Raw genomic sequence first — 22,037 nt, 5'->3', positions numbered from 1 at the left:
GGTCTAAATAAAAGCCTTATCAAAAGCCCTGTTCTTCTTATATCCCGCTTTTTGTCCGGTTTGACTAGCTACCCTCAAAGTAAAATAGCATATTTATTTTCGCTTACGACGGATTAAAAAGATCGCGGCGAAGATGAACATTAACCCTGGCAATATATATATATATACTATTTTTAAAAAAGATACACGGTCTGTACTAACTGTTACCCGGTTATCCTTAGGATCAGGGCGCGTGGTATCTACAGGATATTCGCCATAATTTAACCAACTGAATAAAGCGGGGCCGAAATAAAAGTTACTTAATTCCAGGCTTGTGTTTCCTAACCCTGCATTACTTAAAAAGTCGGCATCACCGCTGATGATGATGCGCTGCTCTTTGCCATTAATTTGTCGCGTTAAGCCTACTGCAGTAGTATAGGCCTCTTTCGAAGTACTTTTTCCTACAGGCATTAAAGCGGTGCGTTTTGTGGCATTACCCAGAGACAAAGCTTGCGTTACTCCGGCTGAACCTGTGCTAGCGTTATCTATTTTATTTACCGAATCAAGATCAGGGTTGCGCCTCATGGTATTAGTAACAACTCCGGTTTTAGTGATCAGCAATGGCTGAATATGAAACCCATTGGTATCGTGATAGGATAACCCTGCTACACCATTCATCGAAACAGGCAACGTATCTACCGAAGGCCTATCCAATGTTTTCGAAAAACCGATGGCGATTTTTGTTAAATGCGGCAATACTAATGTGGGTGAAAAATCTTTATTTCCCTGTTCCAGCATACCATCTTTTAACTGTACGCCTAATGTTTTCAGTAAAGGGTTTAATATTTGCTGCCTGCCTGGCTCACCGGCTATCAGCAAATTCCCTCCTTTAGCGATATAAGCCTTTATCTTTTGTATGGCTGCTGCACTCAACTCACTTTGAGGATCGGCAATTACTAAAGTTTTAACATTATCGGGGATATCCTGGGTTTTTAATGAAAGGGAATCAATGTCAAAGCCTTGATTGATCAATGCATAGCGATGAGTCTTTTCAACAGTTAATGTTTTGTATTCCCTATCGTCTTTCTTACCGGTTAATCTTTCCCCATTGCCTGTTGTAAAAGTGATTTTAGGCATTTTAGCTTGCAGGAGTCTTTTAAAAGCAGCCGAAACTTCAGCCTCCATTGGCAAGATATAAAGATCATTAAAAACCCTAAGGAAGGTAGACCTGCCCTTATAAGTTAGTTTCAATACAAACCTATTCAATTCAGGCTTCAGATCAATTTCTTGATGAATTTGTTCCGGGGTCTTAAAAAGAGCCATGTCTAAATCCATCGCCTTGGCTGTTTGTTCCGCTATTTGCTTCATTGTTTTGCCCTTGTAATAACCAAACAGGTCGTAACTTAAGGAATAGGGCATATCATAATAGTTTACAAAATGAAAATCGATATCCGGCTTAAACCGCATATAGGAGTCCCAATTGGATAAATAATCGTTACGTCTATCCGGCAATCCGAGATAAAAATACCTATCTAATAAATTAGTATAGACGGTAACCTGTAATTTACCATCGCCCATTTCCTTAATGATCTGTTGTACATTAGGGGTAAGTGTATTGCGTTGATTTGCTGTAGTGTCCCAGTAACCGGTCAGGCTTGGAAGCGAGCTGATATAACCGATAGCCAGTGCGGAAACAACAATGGCAACGTAACGACCGACAATGATGTGCAATGCCTTTGTTTCACGCCCAGATTGTAATTTATAGATTGTTAATCCCAGGAAAATGTACACAATAACGATGAAATAGATTATATCTTTAGTGGTGATAAATCCTGTCAGCATATGGTTGGTTCGGTTTGAAAGGGATAGAAAATAGGTCAGGTCGCGTACGAAATCTACACTCTGCCACAAGGTGCCGATATAACTGAGGATGCCTATCATTACAAAGGTGCTTACCGCCGCGACGATTTGGTAACTGGTAAGGCTGGACATAAAAAGGCCTATGGCCGAATAAGCACACAATAGCAGGTAAAAACCAAGAGCGCCTGCCAAAAGCATTCCATAATCTGCCGACTTGATGTTCAAAATACCCGCTACCATAAAAATGCCGACCACAGATAACAGTATAAAGCTGTAGACCATCATTGCCAGGTATTTGCCGAAAACAATTTCCCTTATTTTTACCGGGGAAGAATAGAGCAGGCTAATGGTGCCACCATTGATTTCACGACTGATAAGCCCCATGGTTAATAAGGGAATATACAGGTATAAGTTCTGCATAATATCAGTGAATAATCCTTCTCGGCTGGAAAAGACTCTTACTGTTAATTGAGCCATGTATGCCAATCCTCTACCACCCATTTCTTGTGTGATAGCGAGATTGTTTATTATTTTGGTATAGGTAAGTGCGCATTGTACCATAAAAGCGATGGTTAAAAACCAGGCTATAGGAGAGTAAAACAGGTTGCGCAGTTCTGCTTTTGCTATTTTAAAAATTAATTTCATTAAAGGAATAAATTAGGATTGTGTTGATTTGGTAGATAGTTGTTTGAAGATCTCATCAATGGCTGTTTTATCAAGACTGATCTCACTTAAACGCCAGCCGTTATGAACACTTGCACCTATAAGCCTTTCCGTAATTTCCCGGTCGCTGGTAAAATAAACGCGTACTTGCCGTTCTTTTACAAACTCAACTTTATCTACACCGTGTATCTTCAATAGCTCTGCTGCCACCGGCGGGTTTTCCATCTGCATCAATACACTATGTGGTTCTACGTAATTATTAAAGACGTCCATTGTATCGGAAAAAACAATACGGCCATCAGCTATCATTTTAATCTCTTTACATAGCGCCTGCACTTCTGATAAAACATGGGAAGAAAAAATAACGGCATGTTCTACAGCAATTTCTTTGATCAGTGTCCGCACCTCGGTAATCTGGTTTGGATCTAAGCCATTGGTTGGCTCATCCATTACCACCAGTTTGGGTTTATGAATAATAGCCTGCGCAATACCTACCCGCTGCCGGTAACCGCCCGATAAGTTTTTGATCAGGCGGTTGCTGAAGTGAGAAATGCCGCAACGTTCTTTGGCTTCTCCCAGGGCTGGTTTAATATCCCGGTAATCCATTTTCCGTAATTCAGCCGTATAAATGAGGTATTCATCTACCGTAAGGTCGAGGTACAAAGGGGGATTTTGGGGAAGAAAGCCTATTTGCCTTTTAGCCAACTCAGGTTTTTCACGAATATCTATCCCATTGATCAGTACACTCCCTTCCGTCTGGTTTAAAACACCGCACATGATGTTCATGGTGGTTGATTTACCTGCCCCATTGGAACCCAGCAGGCCTAAGATACCGGCCCTGTTTATTTCTAGGTCAATGTTGCGGATGGCCCAGGAAGTGTTATAGCGGTGCGATAGATTTTTAATACTCAAAATTGAATTTTCCATATATAATGTTTAAAGTTTAAATCGCTGTCCACAGTATAGATATACCTCTACAGGATTTTCCTCGTTATTTTCGCTGCACTATACTCGATTAACCCCGACCGGGTTTTTAACAAGGGTATTCGCCTTGCCAAGCGTGGGTCGGGGCTGTTTTGTGTGCGGCTTTAATAGCCTGAATTTTGTTTTAAGGAAGGGGCTGCTTGAATTTGCAATAAGGGAATTGGGTACAAGGCCTGGTTAGGATCCCAACTTCTTCCTCCTTTTTTAGGAGTAACTACGCTCATGATGGCATTTACGGTATTTGTCCTTTTTAGGTCGAACCAGCGGTGGCCAAATTCTGTAAAAAACTCTACCTGGCGCTCATGCTGGATGGCAGCCAACATATCCGGTTGGTTTGTCGCAGTGGTATTTGGCAAACCCGCACGGGCCCGTACCATGTTCAGACTTAAGGCGGCGCCACTCAAGTCGCCTTGCCTTGCTTTTGCTTCTGCCAGAATCAAATATTGCTCGGACAAACGAAATACGGTTTCATATTCGGTTGCGGGCGAACGTAATACATTGTTTTTGTACTTATAAGGATAATAAAGAGTCGTTCCACTAATATTCACATTGTTTATCCAGCTAGTCTGGCGCTGGTCACCCGGTTCAAACGCAGCTAACAAAAAAGGGCTAATAACAACAGGATTAGTCACGCTCGGGCCGGTAACAGGAATTATAAAAACATATGCTTCTTGTGTATACCCACCTACACTCGTTGGCGTAGCTTCTAATTGCCAAATCGCTTCTTGATTATTTTTTAAAAATGCATTGTTTAAAGGTTCCAGTCTAAATAGCGAAGAGTTCTGTATTATCGCAGATGCCTGATCAGCAGCTTTTTGGTAATTAGTGGCGTCACCCATAAGGTTACCATAATACAAATAGGCCCTTGCGAGTAGAGCTGTAGCTGCCCATTTGGTTGGCCGTACCCGCTCTGTAGTAGTTTTTAGCAAAGTTACATCAACGAAATTGGTATTAAGTTTAGTTTGGGCGTCGGTCAGATCAGCTATAATCTGCTGGTAAACCTGGGCCTTTGGGCTTCTGGCAAGAACGGCATTGTCCTTATAGTCCGTTGTTAATGCCAGGGGCACATCGTCATAAAAATTCACGAGGTAAAAATAACACCATGCCCTCACAAATTTAGCCTCACCTATAAGCTGCTGCTTTACTGCAGGTGTAAGTGTAGAAGATTGAGTTAATCCTTCAATTGCGGCATTAGCATAATAAACGTGCTTGTAAAAAGCAGACCAGAAATCCCTATTTCCAGTAGCATCTGAATTCAGGTTATTGCTGTAAGTGAGATTAAAAGTTGCCGCTGAGGTGTTCGATAAGCTAAACTCATCAGCCGAACATCCAGGATAAATAGATAAATCTGTATTGCCCTGCATTCTTATATAAATGCCATTTAATACTCCTATTGCAGTCGCATCTTCTATATACACACTTTGAGAACTGATGGAATTAGACGGTGCTGGGATTTGTAAGTATTTTTTACACCCGGTTATACTAAAAAGTATTATCAAAATGACAACAGTACGTAGTGTCGCCATCCCTTTTACATATATTGATCGTTTCATTGTTCGTTGTGTTAAATGATTATAAACTTGCTTTTATACCCAACACCAATACCGTTAGCGGTGGAGTTCCGGGAATACCGCTTACACGGGTTTCTGGATCAGAGCCTTTGTAATTGCTAAAGGTGAGCAGCTCCTGACCGCGTGCGAAAATCCTTATATCTTTAAAATTCAATTTCTCTGACCAGGTTTTTGGTGCCTGCCAAGAAAGTGAAGCGTTATTCAGTCGGCAATAAATAACATTTGAATAGCTTGCATCAGAATTACCGGCAGCCAGGAATGGAACAAATAAATTGAACCCGTTGGTATATCTTGGTGTTGTAACAACATCCCCAGGTTTTTGCCAGGCATTCAGTACATAAAGAGGTTGATTTCCGGAGCTTTTAGTTCCCGGTCCAAAACCATAACCAAAAGTAGTAGCGTTTTGATTTTGCTTTGTAAAATTAAATGAGATGTCTAGCTGAAAGCCTTTATAGGTAAAGCTATTTTGGAAACCTCCATAAAATTCAGGGTCGGTATTTTTAAGCACATAATTATCTGTTCCGGATTTGGGAGTCGTAGTCGGTTGCCCGTTTTTATCTTCAAACAAATATCCACCTGTAGCGGGATCCACACCTAAATAATGGTATAATTTTTTCACATTTATAGATTCGCCAACAACGAGAGAAGAATTATAAGAACTACTTGAAAGGTTAGGGAAAGCAACAAGTTTATTTTTAGCAAAAGTGATATTAAATGATGTAGTCCAATTAAAATCTTTTGTTTTAATATTTTTGGTGCTTAGGGTGAGTTCCAATCCTGAATTCCTTACAACAGCCGGAAAGTTAGCCGCTATGCTGCCGAAGCCGGTGGTAGCGGGTTGAGTATAAGCTAATAACTGATTTGAGGTGACGTTTTTAAAATAATCTGCAGAAATGAGAATTCTGTCTTTAAAAAGACCCAAATCTAAACCTAGATTTGTTTTTTTAGTTAGTTCCCATTGCAAGTACGGATTTGATAAATTTTGAGGCAGCAGTCCGGTCACGCCTTGATAAGGATAGGACGTTGGATTATATACACTCAACGTCGCATAATCTGCGATTTGATCATTTCCGGTAGTTCCATAACTAGCTTTAATTTTTCCAAAACTTAAAAAAGAAAAATTATCTTGTATCAATTTTTCCTTTGAAAATATCCAGGCTGCCGCCGCTGAGGCAAAATTATGAAATTGGTTGGCTGAACCAAATCTGCTACTGCCGTCTCTGCGAACCGAAAGATTCATTAAGTACTTATCGCCCCAGTTATAATTTACGCGAGCATAAATACCTTCATATTTATATAAATATTCCTTGGAGCTCTTAGCTCCTACGGTTGCCGCAGAACCAAGGTCGGCTAGGTTGCGCTCACTGGCATAACCTCCACCGGTTACGCTTTGATTCAAGCCACTCTCTTGCTGAAACGTAGTTCCAACTAAAGCGTTTATTGTTCCCCCAAACAAAACTCGTTTATAATTAATTTTCGGTTCTATGTTTGAAGAATTAATGTTGCTATTTATGTAGGTAGCTGAGCTTCGGCTAGAGGCCCGCTGTTCTGGCGGAAGTGATGATAAAGGGTTTTTTTGCATTTCGTATGTCTGCTGATAGGTGTAACCAAAATTAGCCGAGACATCCAGACCCGATATAATATTATAGCTGATAAATCCACTACCTACCAAATTATTAGTTTTTGTATTGTAATTTGCTAAGGTAAAAGCAAGCGGATTAGTAGAATAGGGAATCCAAGTGCTGTTCCCAGCCGAGTTGGGTGCAAAATTTAAGCTGCCATCTGGGTTATAAAGCGCCGGAGCGTTTGGGGGTAATCTTATTGCAAGATTTACAAGATCTACTCCAGGCAAACTATTGTCGTTATGAAGAAAGTTCACCGAGAAATTTGATTTTAGTTTTTTATTAGGTGAAGTATTGTTCATATTCATGTGTACCGAAGCATTTTGATTGCTGAAATCACCGGGATAAATGCTGGTCACTTTATTATACGTTCCGCTTACCAGGAATTGGGTACTTTCACTACCACCGCTTATAGTGCCAGAGGTATTAATATTTTGGCCCATACCTCCTGCCAGCACTTTTTGCCAATTGGTATACCTATTTTGGTCATAGATTGTAAGGTCAGGGGCATAACCAGGATTGCTGGGATTGGCGCTGGGAACCAGACCGTCATTTCGTAAAGCTTGTTCCCGCATACCTAAATATTGCTGAGTATTTAAAGTTGGGATAAAACGGTTGTTCCAAGAAAATCCGTCCTGAAAATTAAATTCAACAAGTGTTTGACCGGCCTTGCCTTTTTTGGTCGTGATCAATATGGCTCCGTTTGCGGCCCTTGAACCATAGATTGATGTCGCCTCACCATCCTTCAATACCGATATACTTTGGATATCCATTGGATTGATATAATTTAAGGGGTTAGTGGCACCGGCAAAAGACCCCTGGCTATTCACTTTGGAGTTGTAGGGCACACCATCTATCACATACAAAGGGGTATTACCTTGGCCAATACTGTTTACCCCCTGTATCTGTATGGTAATGGGCGAACCGGGTACACCGCTTGTTTGAGCCACAAAAATGCCAGGCACCCTTCCTTCAAGCGCCAGTAACGGATTAGTTATGGGTTGCCGCTCAATGTCATCGGCTGAAACAGTAGCGACATTTCCTGTGCTCAACCTCAGCGTCGTTGTTCCATACGCAATCACCTGTACCGCATCTAATTTATTATTGGCAAGAACCATATTTATTTTTCCCATACTAGGTGCGGCGGGAAGTTCTTGTTTTTGATACCCAGTGAAGGAAATAACTATTGTGGCATCCTCAGACACATTTTTCAGTGTAAATTGGCCCTGAACATCTGTGATAATAGCTTTGCCAGTCTTCTTTACTGTGGCAGTAGCACCAGACAGCGGCGCACCTTGCTCATCAAGCACAATACCTGTCACATCGATGCTGTTAAGGTTTAGGGCATTTTTTAGCTTTTCAATCAGTTCAACAGGTTTTTTGGAAATGACGACAGATTTGTTTTCAATAGAAAACTCTAGTGCCTGACCAAGGAATATTTGTTGAAGAACGGTATTAAGTTCTTTGTTTTTAACAGTTAGGGTAACAGTTTTTGCATCTTTAAGAATATCGGTAGTGAAGAGAAAATCATAGCCAGTCTGGTTGTTGATCTGGTTAAATACATCAACTAGTCTGGCGTTCTTTACAGACAAAGTGACCTTTTGCGCAAGCGTTTTTGCGCTAACATGCAGCATAACAGTGATCATTATGAGTAAGGTTATTTTCATGACCATCAACAGTTTGCGAATACAGCCACGTGAATGTGGACGTACAATCTTTTTAAAATAAATATAGTACATTTGTTTAGTTTGGATTTAGCGCTTGCCTTGTGTTTTCCAAGACCCTGGGGCCAGCGTGATGACAAATAGTAAGTTAATTATTGATCCATTCTAAAGTCATTCCAGCTATGCAGGAGTGGCTTTTTTTAATGTTAAAGTAGCGTTTATGGCATAACGGTAATCCTCCTTCCTTGTATTTTAAAATGCGCCGTTTTTGTTTTTTCGAGCATTGCAAGCACTTCGCTTATATTTTTAGAGCGGGAAATTTTACCGTAAAATCCATTATTCGTTATCCTTCCTGTGTAGGCAACTTCAATATTGTACCAGCGAGATAGCTGTCGCATGATGTTGGGTAGATCTTCGCCATTAAAACGGAAATACCCATTTTTCCACGCAAGAATCTCCTCTATATCAGCTTGCTGTATGCTCATTTGCTTATTCAAAGTGACAGCTTTTTCATTGGGCTGAAGTACTTTAGAGGTAGTGCCAGAACTAACCTTAATCGATCCTTTGATGAGTGTAGTTTGGCTAATGGGTTCGTCACCATATGCACTGATGTTAAACACTGTACCAATCTCCTCCGTTATCTGCGTCGGGGTGATTATCTTTAACGTTGATTTGGGGTTATGTATGATGTCACAATATATTTCGCCTGAAATTAACTCGATCTCATTGCCTTTATCGTTATGTAGATTTTGCGGGAAACGGAGAGTAGTGGAGGTATTTAACAGGATTTTACTGCCATCAGACAAGATTAGCATTTGCGGTCTACCACCTGCGGGCACCTCAATGGTATCATAAAGAGGGGCGGTTGTATTTCCAGAAACGCTATAGGCCAGCTGCTGACCAGCAATTTTACGTATCATGGTACTGCCTTGCTGGAGAGTAGTATCATTCCCTGTATTACTCAGAACAAAACTTTTGCCGCTAGCTGTCTTTAATATTGTTTGTTGGGTATAAGGTTTAACATCGGCTGTATATAATAGGTTGTTTTTGGAAGGACGACTGCTCAGAAACGTTCCTACTCCGATTAAAATTAAGATTGATGCAGCTGCGATACTAAACCACAATTTCCGTGCGGTTTTCTCTGGATTTAAGCCTATCTGTATCCGTCCATAAACCCTGTCAATATTTTCATGATAATCTACGTTAATGCTTTCCTCTGGCCCTTCTAGTTCAGCGAGGATCAGCTGATTGAGTTCTCCAATTTCGTCAGCATGAAAATACTGCATCAACTGCTTTACCTCGGCTGGAGTACAGTGGCCAGCCACGAAGCGTTCAAATAATTTTTTAATAACATCCAATTCAGGCATACTTGGGCTCTTTTAACTATATACGAATGAGATGCCATCCAACCTCTGCTCTGAAAAAAATAAATATGAAAAATACGCTTTTTGAATTACACCAGGTCGAAGACTAACAAAGTTGCTATTAAGACAATAGAAATTTTTCGATTGGTAGCATAATTTTTTAAAGTTTTAGATGCTTTTACAATATGATCACTAATTGTAGAAACAGAAATACCTAATAATTGGCTGACTTCAACATAGCTTTTGCCTTCTAATTTACAAAGTATATATACTTTTCTTCGCTGTGTGGGCAATGTATCGATAGCTTGCTGCAATAAATGTTTGACTTCCGCTTTATGTTCGCTTTCCTCAACAGGGTTATAAAGTTCCGTCATCCCTGCGATAAGATAATCCAGCAATTGCTTTTCGTAGGCTGCTCTGCGAAATAGATCTGTAACCAGATTTTGTGCTATTCGATACAAGTAAGCACCGAATGGCTTTTCCAAATCGATGTTTTCCAAATTCTCCCATATACGCATAAAAACATCTTGAAGCAGTTCTTCAGCAATAGACTCTTGTTTAACAAGGCGCATCAAACGTCTAAAAATTTGTTCAGCATATAATTTATATAAAGTAGCGAAAGCCTCCCTATCGCCTGATTTAAGGCGAACCATCAGGTCGTGATCGTTTTGAAGAAATTGACCAGTCATGGTGATTTGTATAAATTTAAGTTTATGAAATTATTAATAAATCTACAAAAAAATAGTTAGAATGCAGGGGAACTCAGCTAAAATTCAAGTTATGTTAATTCCTTGCACCTCCCATTTGGTAATCTTTAGGAGGCGTAGCGTTTAACAGATTGGTTACAAAATAATCCCATCTTCTTCGTGTCATGTAAAAATCGAATGCTCCAAAAGTATGTACATTATTAGGAAACAATAGTAAGTCGAATGTTCTATTTGCTTTAATCAATGCATCAACTACCAACATTGTATTAGATTAGGGTACATTACTATCCATCATGGAGTGGGGCTAACTCACTGATTGTGAGCTCACGATACTGTGTATTTTTCTAGAAATTTGCTTGATGATTTGACTAGAATTTCAAAGATTGATGCAGATTATTTGGAATAATAAAACAATAGCACAAAATCATTATTAAGTTTTAAAGCTATTCTGTTAATGTTAGCTTTCAAAATCCATTAAAGAGCTCTTTCAATGTTGCCATTGTTATTGGCTTAACTAAATAATTGTTAATATCATCGTATTTTTTGGCACGCTCAATATCTGCAGGATCGATAGATGAAGTTACAATATAAATTAGAATTTCCTTTTTAGATGGAACTTTAGTGAATTCGTCCAGAAATTCCCAGCCATCCATAATAGGCATATTAAGGTCGAGCAAGATAATATCTGGGAGCTTTTCGCCGATCGAGATGATGGCGGTTAATCGGTCTAATGCTTCTTTGCCATTATGAAAAATCATAAAGGTTTCACAAAAATTAGATAGTTCCATTATTCTTCGTGTACCGAATATATATATTGGATCATCATCTATGATACAGGCAATTTCAACTTTTTTCATGTTTTAAAAATATTTTAAATATGGTTCCCTCATTCACAACACTGCTAACATCTATTTTTCCCCCCAATGCTTCTACTTGGTTTTTTGTAATAAAAAGGCCTATTCCCCTAGCATCTGGGTTTGGATGGAAGGTTTTGTACATCCCAAATAATTTTGCTCCATGCTTTATGAGGTCAATACCTACCCCATTATCTTCTACTGTAAGTACCACCCAATTATTCTCTTTGTGCGAGGATAATTTGATTATTCCAGGCCTATCAAGAGCTCTATACTTGATGCCATTGGTAATAAAGTTCAGTACGATACTGTCAATATATGCAGAAACTCCCAAAACCTTTACCTCATCTTCAACATCATTGGTGATTGTAATTTCAGCATCTTTGATTAAGATGCTCACATTTTGAATGGCAGCGGATACGGCGTGCTTTAGTTCGATCGGAACTAGGTTTTGTTCTACTGCAGTATTCATCAGCACCACCTCATTTAAATTTGCAATTGTTTCTGTGAGGTTGTCTGAGGCTTTTTTTACAAGTTTGATATATTCATGCTCCGCAATTTCCGGTTCCTCTTGTGCTAACAAATCAAGCATCATTGCAAAATTGCCGGCATGCGATCTTAGGTTATGGGATACGATGTGGGCAAAGTTTTTTAATCGTTCATTCTGACCGTTAGTTATTTCCATTAATTGTACTAATTCTTTTTCTGCCTTCTTAATATCACTAATGTCTGTGGCGACCCCCAAAAATCCATAGATTTCACCATTACCATTTCTTAGTGCAGTAACAACTAATTGCACAGGAAAGATCGTCCCATCTTTTCGTACGTAACTCCACTCATGGGAGTCAAAGCTCCCTGTTCGTACGGGTTCGGTAAAAACATCGAAGCCGCTAATTTCTCTTCCGTAATGTGTACTTAGTTCGCTTCCCCTTAATTCAACCTCCGTTTGAAGATGAAGAATTTCTGGGGATTGAATACCAACCATTTCAGACTTTTGATACAATAGCAATTTTTCTGCACCACTACTGAAATGGGTAATTACTCCATTCGGGTCGGTGCCAATAATGGAAACGTGACCAGAATTGAGAACTACATTCAACTCTTCATTTATTCGGATAATATCTTCCTCAATCTTTTTCGTCTTCGTGATATCTTGAAAAATACCTAACCGTCTGATGCAAAATCCTTTTTTGAATTCGGCATCACCAATAATACGGATCCATTTGTTATTCCCTTTTGCCGTTACGAGCTCTACCTCTAAATCGTAAGATTTACCCTTCTTCTTACTTTCTTCTACTGCCAGTAATAATTTGTCTAAGTTTGGGCCTTTTTTATAAAACTTAAGAATAGACTCCCTATCGGGCTGATAATTATCGGGTAACTCATAAATTTCATTTGCAAGCTTGCTCCAAGAAACTTTTCCAGTTTTGGCATCAATCTCCCAGTGGGCTATCTTTGCAACCTGATTACTTCTTTCGAGGATGTTTTCAATTTTCCTTCGTTCAGCATCTTTTTGTTTCGAAACTGTGATATCAGCAGTGTACATAATGATACCTCCAATATGGTCTTCAGATGCATACCAAGGTCTTACATCCCAGGTAATCCACTGTGTCGACCCATCTTCTCTTTCAAATTCCGCCTCATCACAAGTGTGTATAGCTCCCTTCAAGCAATCATTATGGATTTTCTTCCAATCTTCTCCAATTTCTGGGAATATTTCGTAATGGGTACGGCCAATAATTTCTCTATCTTCAATTTGATAGTCAGTAATCCATTTCTTGGAGGCTGCCATTAGCTGCATATCCGCATCGTACATTGCAATCGCATTTGGTGATTGTTCAATGAATATTCTATTTCGCTTCTCGCTGGTCTTTAGTGCAGACATTATTTTTCTGCGCTCTGATACATCTCTGATGGAGGCTGATATAAAGTCTAGTTCGTTAGCTTCAAATGGACTAAGGTTTACTTCAACTGGTATTTCTAATCCATCCTTAGACAAGGCAAAAAGTTCGCTTTCATCAATTACCGAATCAAGTAGTTTGGTCATTGATTGACTATTCCTAAATCGTTCAGGCACTAAGATGTTAATGTTTCTACCAATAAGTTCGTCTTTTGAATAGCCGAAAACCATTTCTGTACGATCATTAACTAATTGTATGATTCCAGACGAATTGAGGATTAAAATTGGATCTGGCGTAGAATTCAAAAAAGCTTTAATCTGGGCAAAGTTGAATTCAGCTTTTGATTTTTTTAAGTCACTTTTGTTCATGGCCTCTGCTGTTCGCCATATCAAGAATAGTGAAACCATAATAAAGGATATGGCAAATAACACAATGCCAAATTCTACACTAACCAATTTAAGTCGATCGGATTCTATTCTTAAAAAAGTGAGAATTAGAACGGCGATCGTCATTTGCATGAATAGTTTCCTTGCCATAACATTGCCGAGCCGAGTACCTGTAAAAATTCCGCTTATACCCAATGACGGATGAATTAAAGAGGCGGAGATAGAGAGGACAAACAAACAAAGTGAAGTATGAACTGCCATTGACGTTAGAAATGACAGTTTATAAAAGACCGGAACATTAAATAAATAGCCAACTATTGCAAGGAATGTGAAGAAGGTCACAAGGTGTGTTGACCATTGTGCGATTAATCTATATATAATTTTCTGGGACAGATGAGCTAGTAGAAATGTTCCCATTGCAACGAAACAGATAGCCGCTATGGGCGACATGCGCCCAGGGTTGGGATTACCTTTTAGTGTTGCATCAAAGTCTGAAGTAAAAATCTCATCTAACTTCAGGTTTATATTGAAAATATCTTGCGCTAACGTTAAAGTACCTAACGCTATGGTTAGTAAAGAAAATATTCTAGCTAAAAATAGCCATTTCTTGTTTTGAAGAACAATTTGAATTAATAAGGCTGAGCCGAGTAAAATTAGACCAAATGCCGTATTTATTTTCATTGTGGCATACCCATTGATAAAACTTGTTAAAATGGGTATATGGGCAAACCAGCCAATCATAACTAAAACACCGATGCCTATCACAAGGGTAGCTGCAAAGAAAACAAATCGATTTTGGCTTGTTCTTATATTAATCATTTTTGGTTTTAGTAACCCTTGAAGATAGGTTATATTATTTAAAAATTAAAATTACTGTAGCGGGCCACATTGAGTCCATCAAAACATCCCTAGTAAATTATTTTTTCTAAATTGGATCACAAGAAATCTACAATACAGAAAAATTATAGACATCGAACCAAAAAAACTCACAGCTTAAATCATAAACAATTTAAAAGCAACAGGTTATACTTCACTTTCAGAAGTTGATTAACGTTTGCACCGTTAGGGTGCGGACACTGGGCTCGAACCAAAAATCGGTCTCCATTTGCACTATGCAACGATTTGAAAATCAGCTAAAAATAGAAATGCCCTTCACGATATCGTGAAGGGCATTGGCTCCAGAGACTGTGTACTTTTCAAGAAATTTACTTGATGACTTGACTAGAATTTCAAAGATTGACGAAGATCCTTTGGAATAATTCAAGGTTTAATTGCCATCATTGCATTTTTGGCAAACCTCATATTCACCTCTCTTATTCATATAAGACCTGCGCCAGCATGATATTGATTTGCCGCATCGTTTTGTTATAGTACCCATTTTCATGGTAGATTTTTATTCAGATCAGCTGAATTTGACTTTTAAAATTATAGTCTTTGAATTTTGCATATAATGCTTTGGATCCTGCATTTTTCCCCTCTGTTTTAAGTAGACCTTTGGTATATCAAAAAGAAACAAAAACTTAAAATAACAACAACATGAAAAATTTAACAGGAAAAGTAATCTTAGTAACCGGAGCATCAAGAGGAATTGGAGCAGCAATTGCAAATACATTAGCCGCTCGCGGGGCCAAAGTAATCATCAATTTTGCGGGAGATGAAAATGCAGTTGAGCAGCAGTTGCAGAAAATAAGAGCAAACGGTGGCGATGCTATTGCCATCAAGGCTGATGTGAGCAAAACTGACGAGGTAAAAAATCTTTTTGATGCTACCATCGCCCGTTATGGAAGAATCGATGTGCTGGTTAACAATGCCGGTATCATGATTACAAAACTCCTTAAGGATACAACCGATGAAGATTTCACCCGTCAGTTTGATATCAATGTAAAGGGAACTTTTAATACGATGCGAGAAGCAGCTACCAAGCTTGCCGACAATGGCAGCATTATTAATTTCTCTTCAACCACCACCCGGGTGATGATGCCTACCTATAGCACCTATGTAGCTTCGAAAGCCGCAGTTGAACAACTTACCCGAGTATTTGCCAAAGAAGTCGGTGCAAGGGGCATAAATGTGAATTCCGTATCTCCAGGACCTACCAATACCGAGCTTTTCACAAAAGGGAAACCACAAGAGGTTATCGACCGTCTTGCCTCACTTTCAGCCTTTAACCGCATCGGTGAGCCCGAAGATATTGCAAAAATTGTTTCCTTCCTTGCTAGCGATGATGCCAAATGGATTTCGGCACAGAATATCGGAGCCAATGGCGCCATGGCCTAACTACGCAATCAATAATCAAATCATAATCCACAACCATTAATCTTAAAATTTATGAAAACGTTTATAACCGCAATCATTTTCGGCCTGTTCGGCGCAGTTGCAGTAAGTATATCCTTCGCCATGGCATGGCCAACGTGGGTAATGTTCATCGCCTGGGTAAGCTATTACCTATTTGGGAAGACGGTATTGTCCTCACTTAAGGTCTTCATACAGATAGGGCTTGGCATCCTGATGGGCGTGCTGATCCAGCTAACTGGAGGCGTACTGGGCAAAGTGATTGGCACTTTGGGCTTTCCGATTGCCGTGTTCATCTTTATCGGATCACTGGCCTATTTCGCCAGAACAAAAACGCTGAATAATATTCCGGCGTGGTTCCTGGGGTTGATCGTCGTATTCGGCGTACATCCACCCTTGGCCCCACTCCCGATCTTACAACTAGCCATTCCATTATTCTTTGGGTTTTTATTCGCCTGGCTTAACGACTCTGCTGTAGAAAAAGTAAACGCCCAAAAAACCAACCATTCTCTTAACCAAAATCATTAACAAACATTTTAACTATTCAAATCATGACAAATTTAACAAATAAAGTAGCATTGATCACAGGATCAGCCAGAGGTCTAGGTAAAGCAATCGCAGAACGTTATGCAGCATTGGGCGCAGACATCATCATTAACTACTCACGCGATAAGGCATCCGCAGACGAAGTAGTGAGCAACATCAAAGCCATGGGCGTAAGGGTAATATCCGTAAAGGCAGACGTTAGCAAGGTAGCAGATGTACAGCGACTTTTTGCAGAAGCGATCAGTACCTTCGGCAAGATAGATATCGTAGTGGCAAATGCAGGTATCGAACTGGTAGAAACGCCGGTAACCGATTTTACCGAAGAGCAATTCGACCGTGTATTTTCCATCAATACCAAAGGCACCTATTTTACGATGCAGCAGGCCGCCAAGCGCGTAACCAATAATGGCCGAATCATTTATATCGCCTCAAGTACAACTTCATATCCAGTCCCAGGAATGGCGGTTTATGGAGGTAGCAAGACCACTCCAAAATACCTTGTAGAAATCCTTTCAAAGGAGATTGGCCACAAGGGAGTTACGGTAAATACGATTATCCCATTCGCCGTTGACCATTCTGGAATCTTTGCGGAAGCCGATAGCTATCCAGAGCTCCGTAAGCAACTGTTGGACAGCTGCCCAATGGGGCGTTTGGCGGAAGTAGAAGATGTGGCCAATGCGGCAGAGTTCTTTGCAAGTGACCTTTCTTCGTTCATTTCCGGCCAGCACCTTTTGGTAAACGGTGGGGCGACCAACTAAGCTAAAATATTAGCGGGCAACTATTTGTTTTGACTGGCATGAAGTAGAATTCATGCCAGTTTTTTTTATGGGAATTTCTGTAAATAGGTGGAGAGTTTTTACCCCTTGGAAAGCTTGAGGATGTGTTCACTGCGGAAGCTAGCAGGGGAAATCTTGGTGTGCTTCTTGAAATAGTTGCTAAAGTGTGCCGATTCAGAAAATCCCAACCTGAAACTGATTTCCTTGATTGAAATAGATGAATTCTGCAAAAGGGACTTTGCCTCCGCTATGGTCTTTTCCGCTATCCAAGTGCCAATTGCCTTTCCTGTCTTTGCCTTGATCACGCTGCTGAGGTAATTGGGATGCAGGTTCTGGTCATCCGCATATTCCTGTACACGGAAGGCACGATCCAACATGCCGCCACTAAGGTCCCGATAGTGCTTTTCAAGAAGTCTCTTAAAATTCTTTACGATATGCGAACTCCTGTTGCCCTCGTATATGGGATTATAATCAAGCCAAAAGTACTCCTTGATCTTCAGCAGCAGCACAACAAAAAGATTTCCGATAAGGCGGTTGCGAAATGGCGAATGGGACAGGTACTCTTTGTGAATCTGTAGGTAAAGTCGTTCAAATTCTTCAAATACCTCGGGGGCCAGCACCCGTGCCGGAAAGGTTTCGGCCAGCAGAAAGGGAAACTCCTCGAATATATCTGCATGCACATTCTCCTTTAAAAAGGATTCGCTAAGGGTGATCAGATAAACCTCCCCGACCTCTGCCCAATCGAATGATCGAGAGTGTCCGGGGTTGGTAAAATAGACAGTACTGGGACGGATATCGAAACGCTGTTCATCGATCGTGTAGTTCCCCTGACCGTTCTTCACAAATGCAAACACAAAAAAATTCAGCCTGCTGATGGGCGGGCGAATGGTAATCATATCCCTGATGTCCGCAAGGTTGAAGATGGTAAAATCGCTCTGTCGGTCGATTAGCGAGACAGGTAATCCAAGATGCTTGTACTGTTCATGGAGATCATTGAAGATCCTTAACTTTTCCTCTTTCATGCGCGTCGAATTCTTGTTAAAATTACCAAGTAATTCCGTAATACACAATCTGCCATGAATTGCCGTAACGAAATAAGGGCTTTGGTCCTTAGAACCAAAACCCACATCTGTCGCTGCTGACTAAATAAATTTGAAAATGAGGGCTGTCGAAGTGCTATTTTTTTACTGTTGGATACTGAAAATAGATCAGTGCAAGATTCATTAACAGAAAAGGTACCTCGATCATTGCACCCCTGATATCCATTATTGAAAGTTGGAGGCACAAGATCAAAAGGATCAGGGAGGCCATCAGTACATTGCCGACCACATAAGTTTGTGGGAACAGCACCATTATTACCGCCAATATGGTCAGTCCCCCAAGTACCTTCACCCAAAACCTGCTAAAATTGAACTTACCGAACATCTCCAACACAACTTCGTTCCCATTGAACATAGCTATGCCCTGCTTGAACCCCATTATGACCACCACAATCAGCAGTACTGCCGTAAAAATTCTTATCATTATCATTTTTCTCTGTTTTTGTTAAACAAAGATCCGGATTGGATGGGCTAAGGGATTGCGAGAATCGAATGAAGTGTTGCAAATAACAAAGGAAGTAGGTTATTTGGAATGATGGTTTCTCTAGTTTGGACCAAAGGAATTCCTATATTCCAATATTATTTTTACAGGAATGCGTTAACCTCAACTGCAAAATCCAAATTATATTGAAACAATGCTCCATGACCGGAATCGCTCCACATCAACAGTCTTGAATTGGGAATGTTCTGCAGCATTATGTAGGAATTGATAGAGTCTACCATGATATCTTCATTCCCGTTAACAATCAGGGTAGGTTGGCTGACTGATTTTAGCTGGCTGTAGTCTTGATGGTCTGCTAAACCATAAGCCACAATGGCCTTTGCCTGATTAGCAAATGTTTCCTGGCTAAGTTGGGGATCCCTATCCTGCTTTCTTTCCGAAAGTCTTGCCAAAAAGGCTTCCCCTGCCTTAATACTGGTCGGCGTTTTGCTGAAAAACAAATTTATAAGTACTCTTTCGGGACCGTCGGCCATGGCTTTTTCCAAGGAGGATTCCAGCTGCGCTATTGCTTTGCCCCCGATCGGTCCGGTTCCAGCCAGGATCAGCCTGTTCACTAGATCCGGATAGTCGGCTGCGATCTGCTGGGCTATAAAACCGCCAAGGGAAAATCCCAGCAGATTTACTTTTGTATATCCCAGACTCTTTATAAAAGCTACGGCGTCCTGCGCCATTTCACTTACTGTTGTGGGCGTGGTGCCCTTGGAATTACTCACTCCCCTATTATTAAAAAGGATTACTGGGTGTTGCAGCGCGATGGCGTCGGTAAGGACCGGATCCCAATTGTCCATTGTACCAGTAAAATGTTGCAGGAAGATTACCGGAATACCTTTATCCCTGCCAAAAGAACGGTAAGCGAAATCAGTTCCGTTTACATCTAAAAACTGGGTTGGTGCTGTTTGGTGGTTGTGGCCTACGACTGTTGAATTAATTTTTCTAGTTTTCATTATTTTTTATATTTTAATTGACTATTTTTTTTTACTTTGCGCCTATTGTAAGAATATTTTTACCTCGGCTATGTCCTGCCTGCTGGTATTTCAAAGCCTCGACGATATCGTCGAATCTGAAATTTCTATCCAGAATTACTTCCAGTTTACCCGCAGCAATCAGATTACTCAACCGCTTAAGTCTATCGGAAGAGGGCTGGTAAAGAAAGTTACCCGCACTTACCCCAAGAGAAGCTGCAAGATCCTGATCAGGTGCTGACGTCAGTGAAATATAACGTCCGCCCTTTTTTACCAGTTTCAGAGTTTGGTCTGCTGAGGCTACACTATCCAGCACTGCATCAAAATCAGATGATAAAGCTTGGTAGCCATTATGGTAATCGAAAACCTCGTCAGCACCAAGTGATTTCAGAAATGTCTCATTTTTTGCTGAGGCTACCGCCACCACGTAGGCACCTGCCCTATGAGCAAGCTGAACGGCAAACAGACCCACTCCTCCGGCCGCAGCCTGTATCAATATCTTTTCTCCTTTTTTCAGATTAAGCTTTTCAAACAGAGCCTCCTGTGCGGTCTGTCCAGCCAAAGGTATTGCCGCAGCTGTTTCAAAGGAAAGCTCTTCAGGCTTTAAAATGGCTAGATCTTCATGTAGTACTGCATACTCAGCAAATGAACCCTGTTTTTTAAGTTCCAGGGTCCCAAACACGGCATCTCCCTTTTTAAACCCTGTCACCTCCGGACCGACAGCTTCCACTATCCCTGAAAAATCGCTGCCCATGATATAGGGTGTCGGCATTCCCAGAACATCGAACATATTATAAGCCGGTGCCATCCAGTCCACGGGATTTATTCCGGCCGCAAATATTCTCACAAGTATTTCCTTGCCCGCAGGCGCAGGCTTTTGAATTTCCCTAATTTGTATATCCTCGATCTGTATCGGTCCTGTTATTTCAATAGCTCTCATATCTCTATATATTATCTAATGTTGAATGATTAAATTCCGTGTGCTTTATCCGAAACTTCTTTCCACTGTTCCCACTCGTCCATTTTCCGCTGATACGCTTCCCTGACTGCCGGATAGGCAACTTTGCCGAGCAGTAGGCGCAAAGGCGGATTTTCCGCATCTGCAAGCTGCAGAATCGCTTCTGCGGTAGCCTTCGGATCCCCGAAAAGATCCGGATTCGGATTACCGAATATTGCATCCTTGATGGGCTGGTATTCTGGCATTGGTATGGTCTGCACAGCCGAGGCACTTCCCCATTCTGTTGAAAAACCATTAGGCTCCACTAAGGATATCTTTATCCCAAAACCTTTCACTTCAGATGCAAGCGTTTCGCTCAGGCCTTCAACGGCAAATTTTGTCGCATTGTAAAGTCCCAGGGCCGGAAGCGTTGTTATGCCAAGAAAACTTGATACCTGGATAATGTGACCGCTTTTTTGCTCCCGCATTACCGGAAGAACCGCCTGTGTTAGCCATAACAGGCCAAAGAAATTCGTCTCAAACAGTTCCCGTGCCTGCTTTTCTGTTGTTTCCTCGACTGCACCGAACACTCCATAACCAGCATTATTGATCAATATATCAATCCTACCAAAATGTGCCCTGGTCTTTACTACAACGTCTATTCCCTGCTTACGATCGTTGACATCCAGTTCAAGTGGCAGAATAAGATCGCCGTATATTTCCTTTAGGTTTGACAGAGCATTTATGTCCCTGGCGGTAGCAACAACTTTATCGCCGCGCTTTAAAAATTCTTCGGCCCAGATTCTACCAAATCCACGTGAAGCGCCTGTAATCAAGATTATTTTTGACATATTTTAGAATTATTTATGACCTTTCGGTCTTTTTTTGTTTAAAAAAATTATTTATTTACGGATACAAATGCGATGATATCAGTGATCTTACCGTCCTTGAACAAGAATATATTTTCTCCGTTCAGCGCGTCACCTAATTTCCAGGTGGCCCTGGCTACATTGTTAAGTGTTTTAACCTCCACTAGCGTAAAATTCTGACCTGGGAATTTTTTATGGATTTCGTTTACAGCGTTGTTGAAGTCTTTACAAGTGAAATGCTCAAAAAAAGTATCTACTATATGAAAATCCGAACTATAAATTTTACCCATTTCGCTTAATCTTCTCTCACTACTACTAATGTTTAAAACTTCGAAATGTTTATATACGGCTTTATCCATGACCGAAACGGGTGTTACCGCAGCATTTTTTGTTTGTATTTGTGTCTGTGCATTTAAATGAGCAGTGGGAATTGTGAGGGAGCCTAAAATTAGAACAGCGCCCAATAGTGTTTGTGTCTTTTTCATTTTAGTTGACTTT

18 protein-coding genes are annotated in these 22,037 nt (G+C 40.5%); 3 read left to right on the top strand and 15 right to left on the bottom strand.

The annotated features are described in order from the left end of the window. Nucleotides 1–93: 93 nt before the first annotated feature. From EZ437_RS11130 to EZ437_RS11090, 9 genes are all read right to left on the bottom strand, one after another. The gene (locus EZ437_RS11130; protein WP_131595987.1) at nt 94–2,484 is read right to left on the bottom strand and encodes a Gldg family protein; all 2,391 of its coding nucleotides are present in this window, start codon (nt 2,482–2,484) and stop codon (nt 94–96) included. Between the two features lie 12 nt (nt 2,485–2,496). Next, entirely contained in the window at nt 2,497–3,429 is a 933-nt protein-coding gene (locus tag EZ437_RS11125) for an ABC transporter ATP-binding protein (RefSeq protein WP_131595986.1), read from the bottom strand. A 161-nt stretch (nt 3,430–3,590) separates the two neighbouring features. Then, nucleotides 3,591–5,039 carry a RagB/SusD family nutrient uptake outer membrane protein gene (locus EZ437_RS11120; protein WP_131595985.1) on the bottom strand — a complete coding sequence of 483 codons (1,449 nt, stop codon included), beginning with the start codon at nt 5,037–5,039 and terminating at the stop codon, nt 3,591–3,593. 19 nt (nt 5,040–5,058) lie between these two features. Beyond that, nucleotides 5,059–8,346 carry a SusC/RagA family TonB-linked outer membrane protein gene (locus tag EZ437_RS11115; protein ID WP_165500388.1) on the bottom strand — a complete coding sequence of 1,096 codons (3,288 nt, stop codon included), beginning with the start codon at nt 8,344–8,346 and terminating at the stop codon, nt 5,059–5,061. Nucleotides 8,347–8,561: 215 nt separating this feature from the next. Further along, complete coding sequence (locus EZ437_RS11110; protein WP_131595983.1) at nt 8,562–9,710, bottom strand: FecR family protein; 1,149 nt, start codon at nt 9,708–9,710, stop codon at nt 8,562–8,564. Nucleotides 9,711–9,796: 86 nt separating this feature from the next. After that, the gene (locus EZ437_RS11105) at nt 9,797–10,396 is read right to left on the bottom strand and encodes an RNA polymerase sigma factor (RefSeq protein ID WP_131595982.1); all 600 of its coding nucleotides are present in this window, start codon (nt 10,394–10,396) and stop codon (nt 9,797–9,799) included. Between the two features lie 94 nt (nt 10,397–10,490). Beyond that, complete coding sequence (locus tag EZ437_RS11100) at nt 10,491–10,676, bottom strand: hypothetical protein (protein ID WP_131595981.1); 186 nt, start codon at nt 10,674–10,676, stop codon at nt 10,491–10,493. Nucleotides 10,677–10,878: 202 nt separating this feature from the next. Beyond that, complete coding sequence (locus EZ437_RS11095) at nt 10,879–11,271, bottom strand: response regulator (protein ID WP_131595980.1); 393 nt, start codon at nt 11,269–11,271, stop codon at nt 10,879–10,881. After that, a complete protein-coding gene (locus EZ437_RS11090) occupies nt 11,258–14,374 on the bottom strand; it encodes a PAS domain S-box protein (RefSeq protein WP_131595979.1) in 3,117 nt (1,038 codons plus the stop codon). The genes EZ437_RS11095 and EZ437_RS11090 overlap by 14 nt, the downstream gene beginning before the upstream one ends. A gap of 717 nt (nt 14,375–15,091) precedes the next feature. On the opposite strand from EZ437_RS11090, the gene EZ437_RS11085 reads away from it, so the two are divergent. Genes EZ437_RS11085 through EZ437_RS11075 form a run of 3 tightly spaced genes read left to right on the top strand, consistent with a single transcriptional unit; the run spans nt 15,092 to nt 17,151 of the window. Continuing rightward, nucleotides 15,092–15,832, top strand: a complete 741-nt coding sequence (locus EZ437_RS11085; RefSeq protein WP_131595978.1) for an SDR family oxidoreductase — start codon at nt 15,092–15,094, stop codon at nt 15,830–15,832. A gap of 51 nt (nt 15,833–15,883) precedes the next feature. Next, nucleotides 15,884–16,375: a DUF1097 domain-containing protein gene (locus EZ437_RS11080; protein WP_131595977.1), complete on the top strand. Its 492-nt coding sequence runs from the start codon at nt 15,884–15,886 to the stop codon at nt 16,373–16,375. A 23-nt stretch (nt 16,376–16,398) separates the two neighbouring features. Next, a complete protein-coding gene (locus tag EZ437_RS11075; RefSeq protein ID WP_131595976.1) occupies nt 16,399–17,151 on the top strand; it encodes an SDR family NAD(P)-dependent oxidoreductase in 753 nt (250 codons plus the stop codon). A gap of 98 nt (nt 17,152–17,249) precedes the next feature. Here EZ437_RS11075 and EZ437_RS11070 read toward each other — a convergent pair whose 3' ends face one another. The 6 genes from EZ437_RS11070 to EZ437_RS11045 all read right to left on the bottom strand — a co-directional run bounded on the left by EZ437_RS11070 (nt 17,250) and on the right by EZ437_RS11045 (nt 22,024). Next, a complete protein-coding gene (locus EZ437_RS11070) occupies nt 17,250–18,191 on the bottom strand; it encodes a helix-turn-helix domain-containing protein (RefSeq protein ID WP_131595975.1) in 942 nt (313 codons plus the stop codon). Nucleotides 18,192–18,345: 154 nt separating this feature from the next. Then, on the bottom strand, nt 18,346–18,693 hold the full coding sequence (locus EZ437_RS11065; RefSeq protein WP_205942684.1) for a hypothetical protein: 348 nt from the start codon (nt 18,691–18,693) through the stop codon (nt 18,346–18,348). Between the two features lie 161 nt (nt 18,694–18,854). Beyond that, a complete protein-coding gene (locus EZ437_RS11060; RefSeq protein ID WP_131595974.1) occupies nt 18,855–19,715 on the bottom strand; it encodes an alpha/beta fold hydrolase in 861 nt (286 codons plus the stop codon). A 31-nt stretch (nt 19,716–19,746) separates the two neighbouring features. Next, nucleotides 19,747–20,673 (bottom strand): NADP-dependent oxidoreductase, encoded by a 927-nt coding sequence (locus EZ437_RS11055; RefSeq protein WP_131595973.1) that lies wholly within the window; start codon nt 20,671–20,673, stop codon nt 19,747–19,749. Between the two features lie 29 nt (nt 20,674–20,702). Beyond that, the gene (locus EZ437_RS11050) at nt 20,703–21,521 is read right to left on the bottom strand and encodes an SDR family NAD(P)-dependent oxidoreductase (RefSeq protein WP_131595972.1); all 819 of its coding nucleotides are present in this window, start codon (nt 21,519–21,521) and stop codon (nt 20,703–20,705) included. A gap of 47 nt (nt 21,522–21,568) precedes the next feature. Beyond that, nucleotides 21,569–22,024 carry a hypothetical protein gene (locus tag EZ437_RS11045; RefSeq protein WP_131595971.1) on the bottom strand — a complete coding sequence of 152 codons (456 nt, stop codon included), beginning with the start codon at nt 22,022–22,024 and terminating at the stop codon, nt 21,569–21,571. Nucleotides 22,025–22,037 lie beyond the last annotated feature (13 nt).

The organism is Pedobacter psychroterrae (assembly GCF_004331695.1).
In the GTDB taxonomy this organism is placed as follows: Bacteria; Bacteroidota; Bacteroidia; order Sphingobacteriales; family Sphingobacteriaceae; genus Pedobacter; species Pedobacter psychroterrae.
This window is presented reverse-complemented; position numbering and strand designations above follow the sequence as displayed.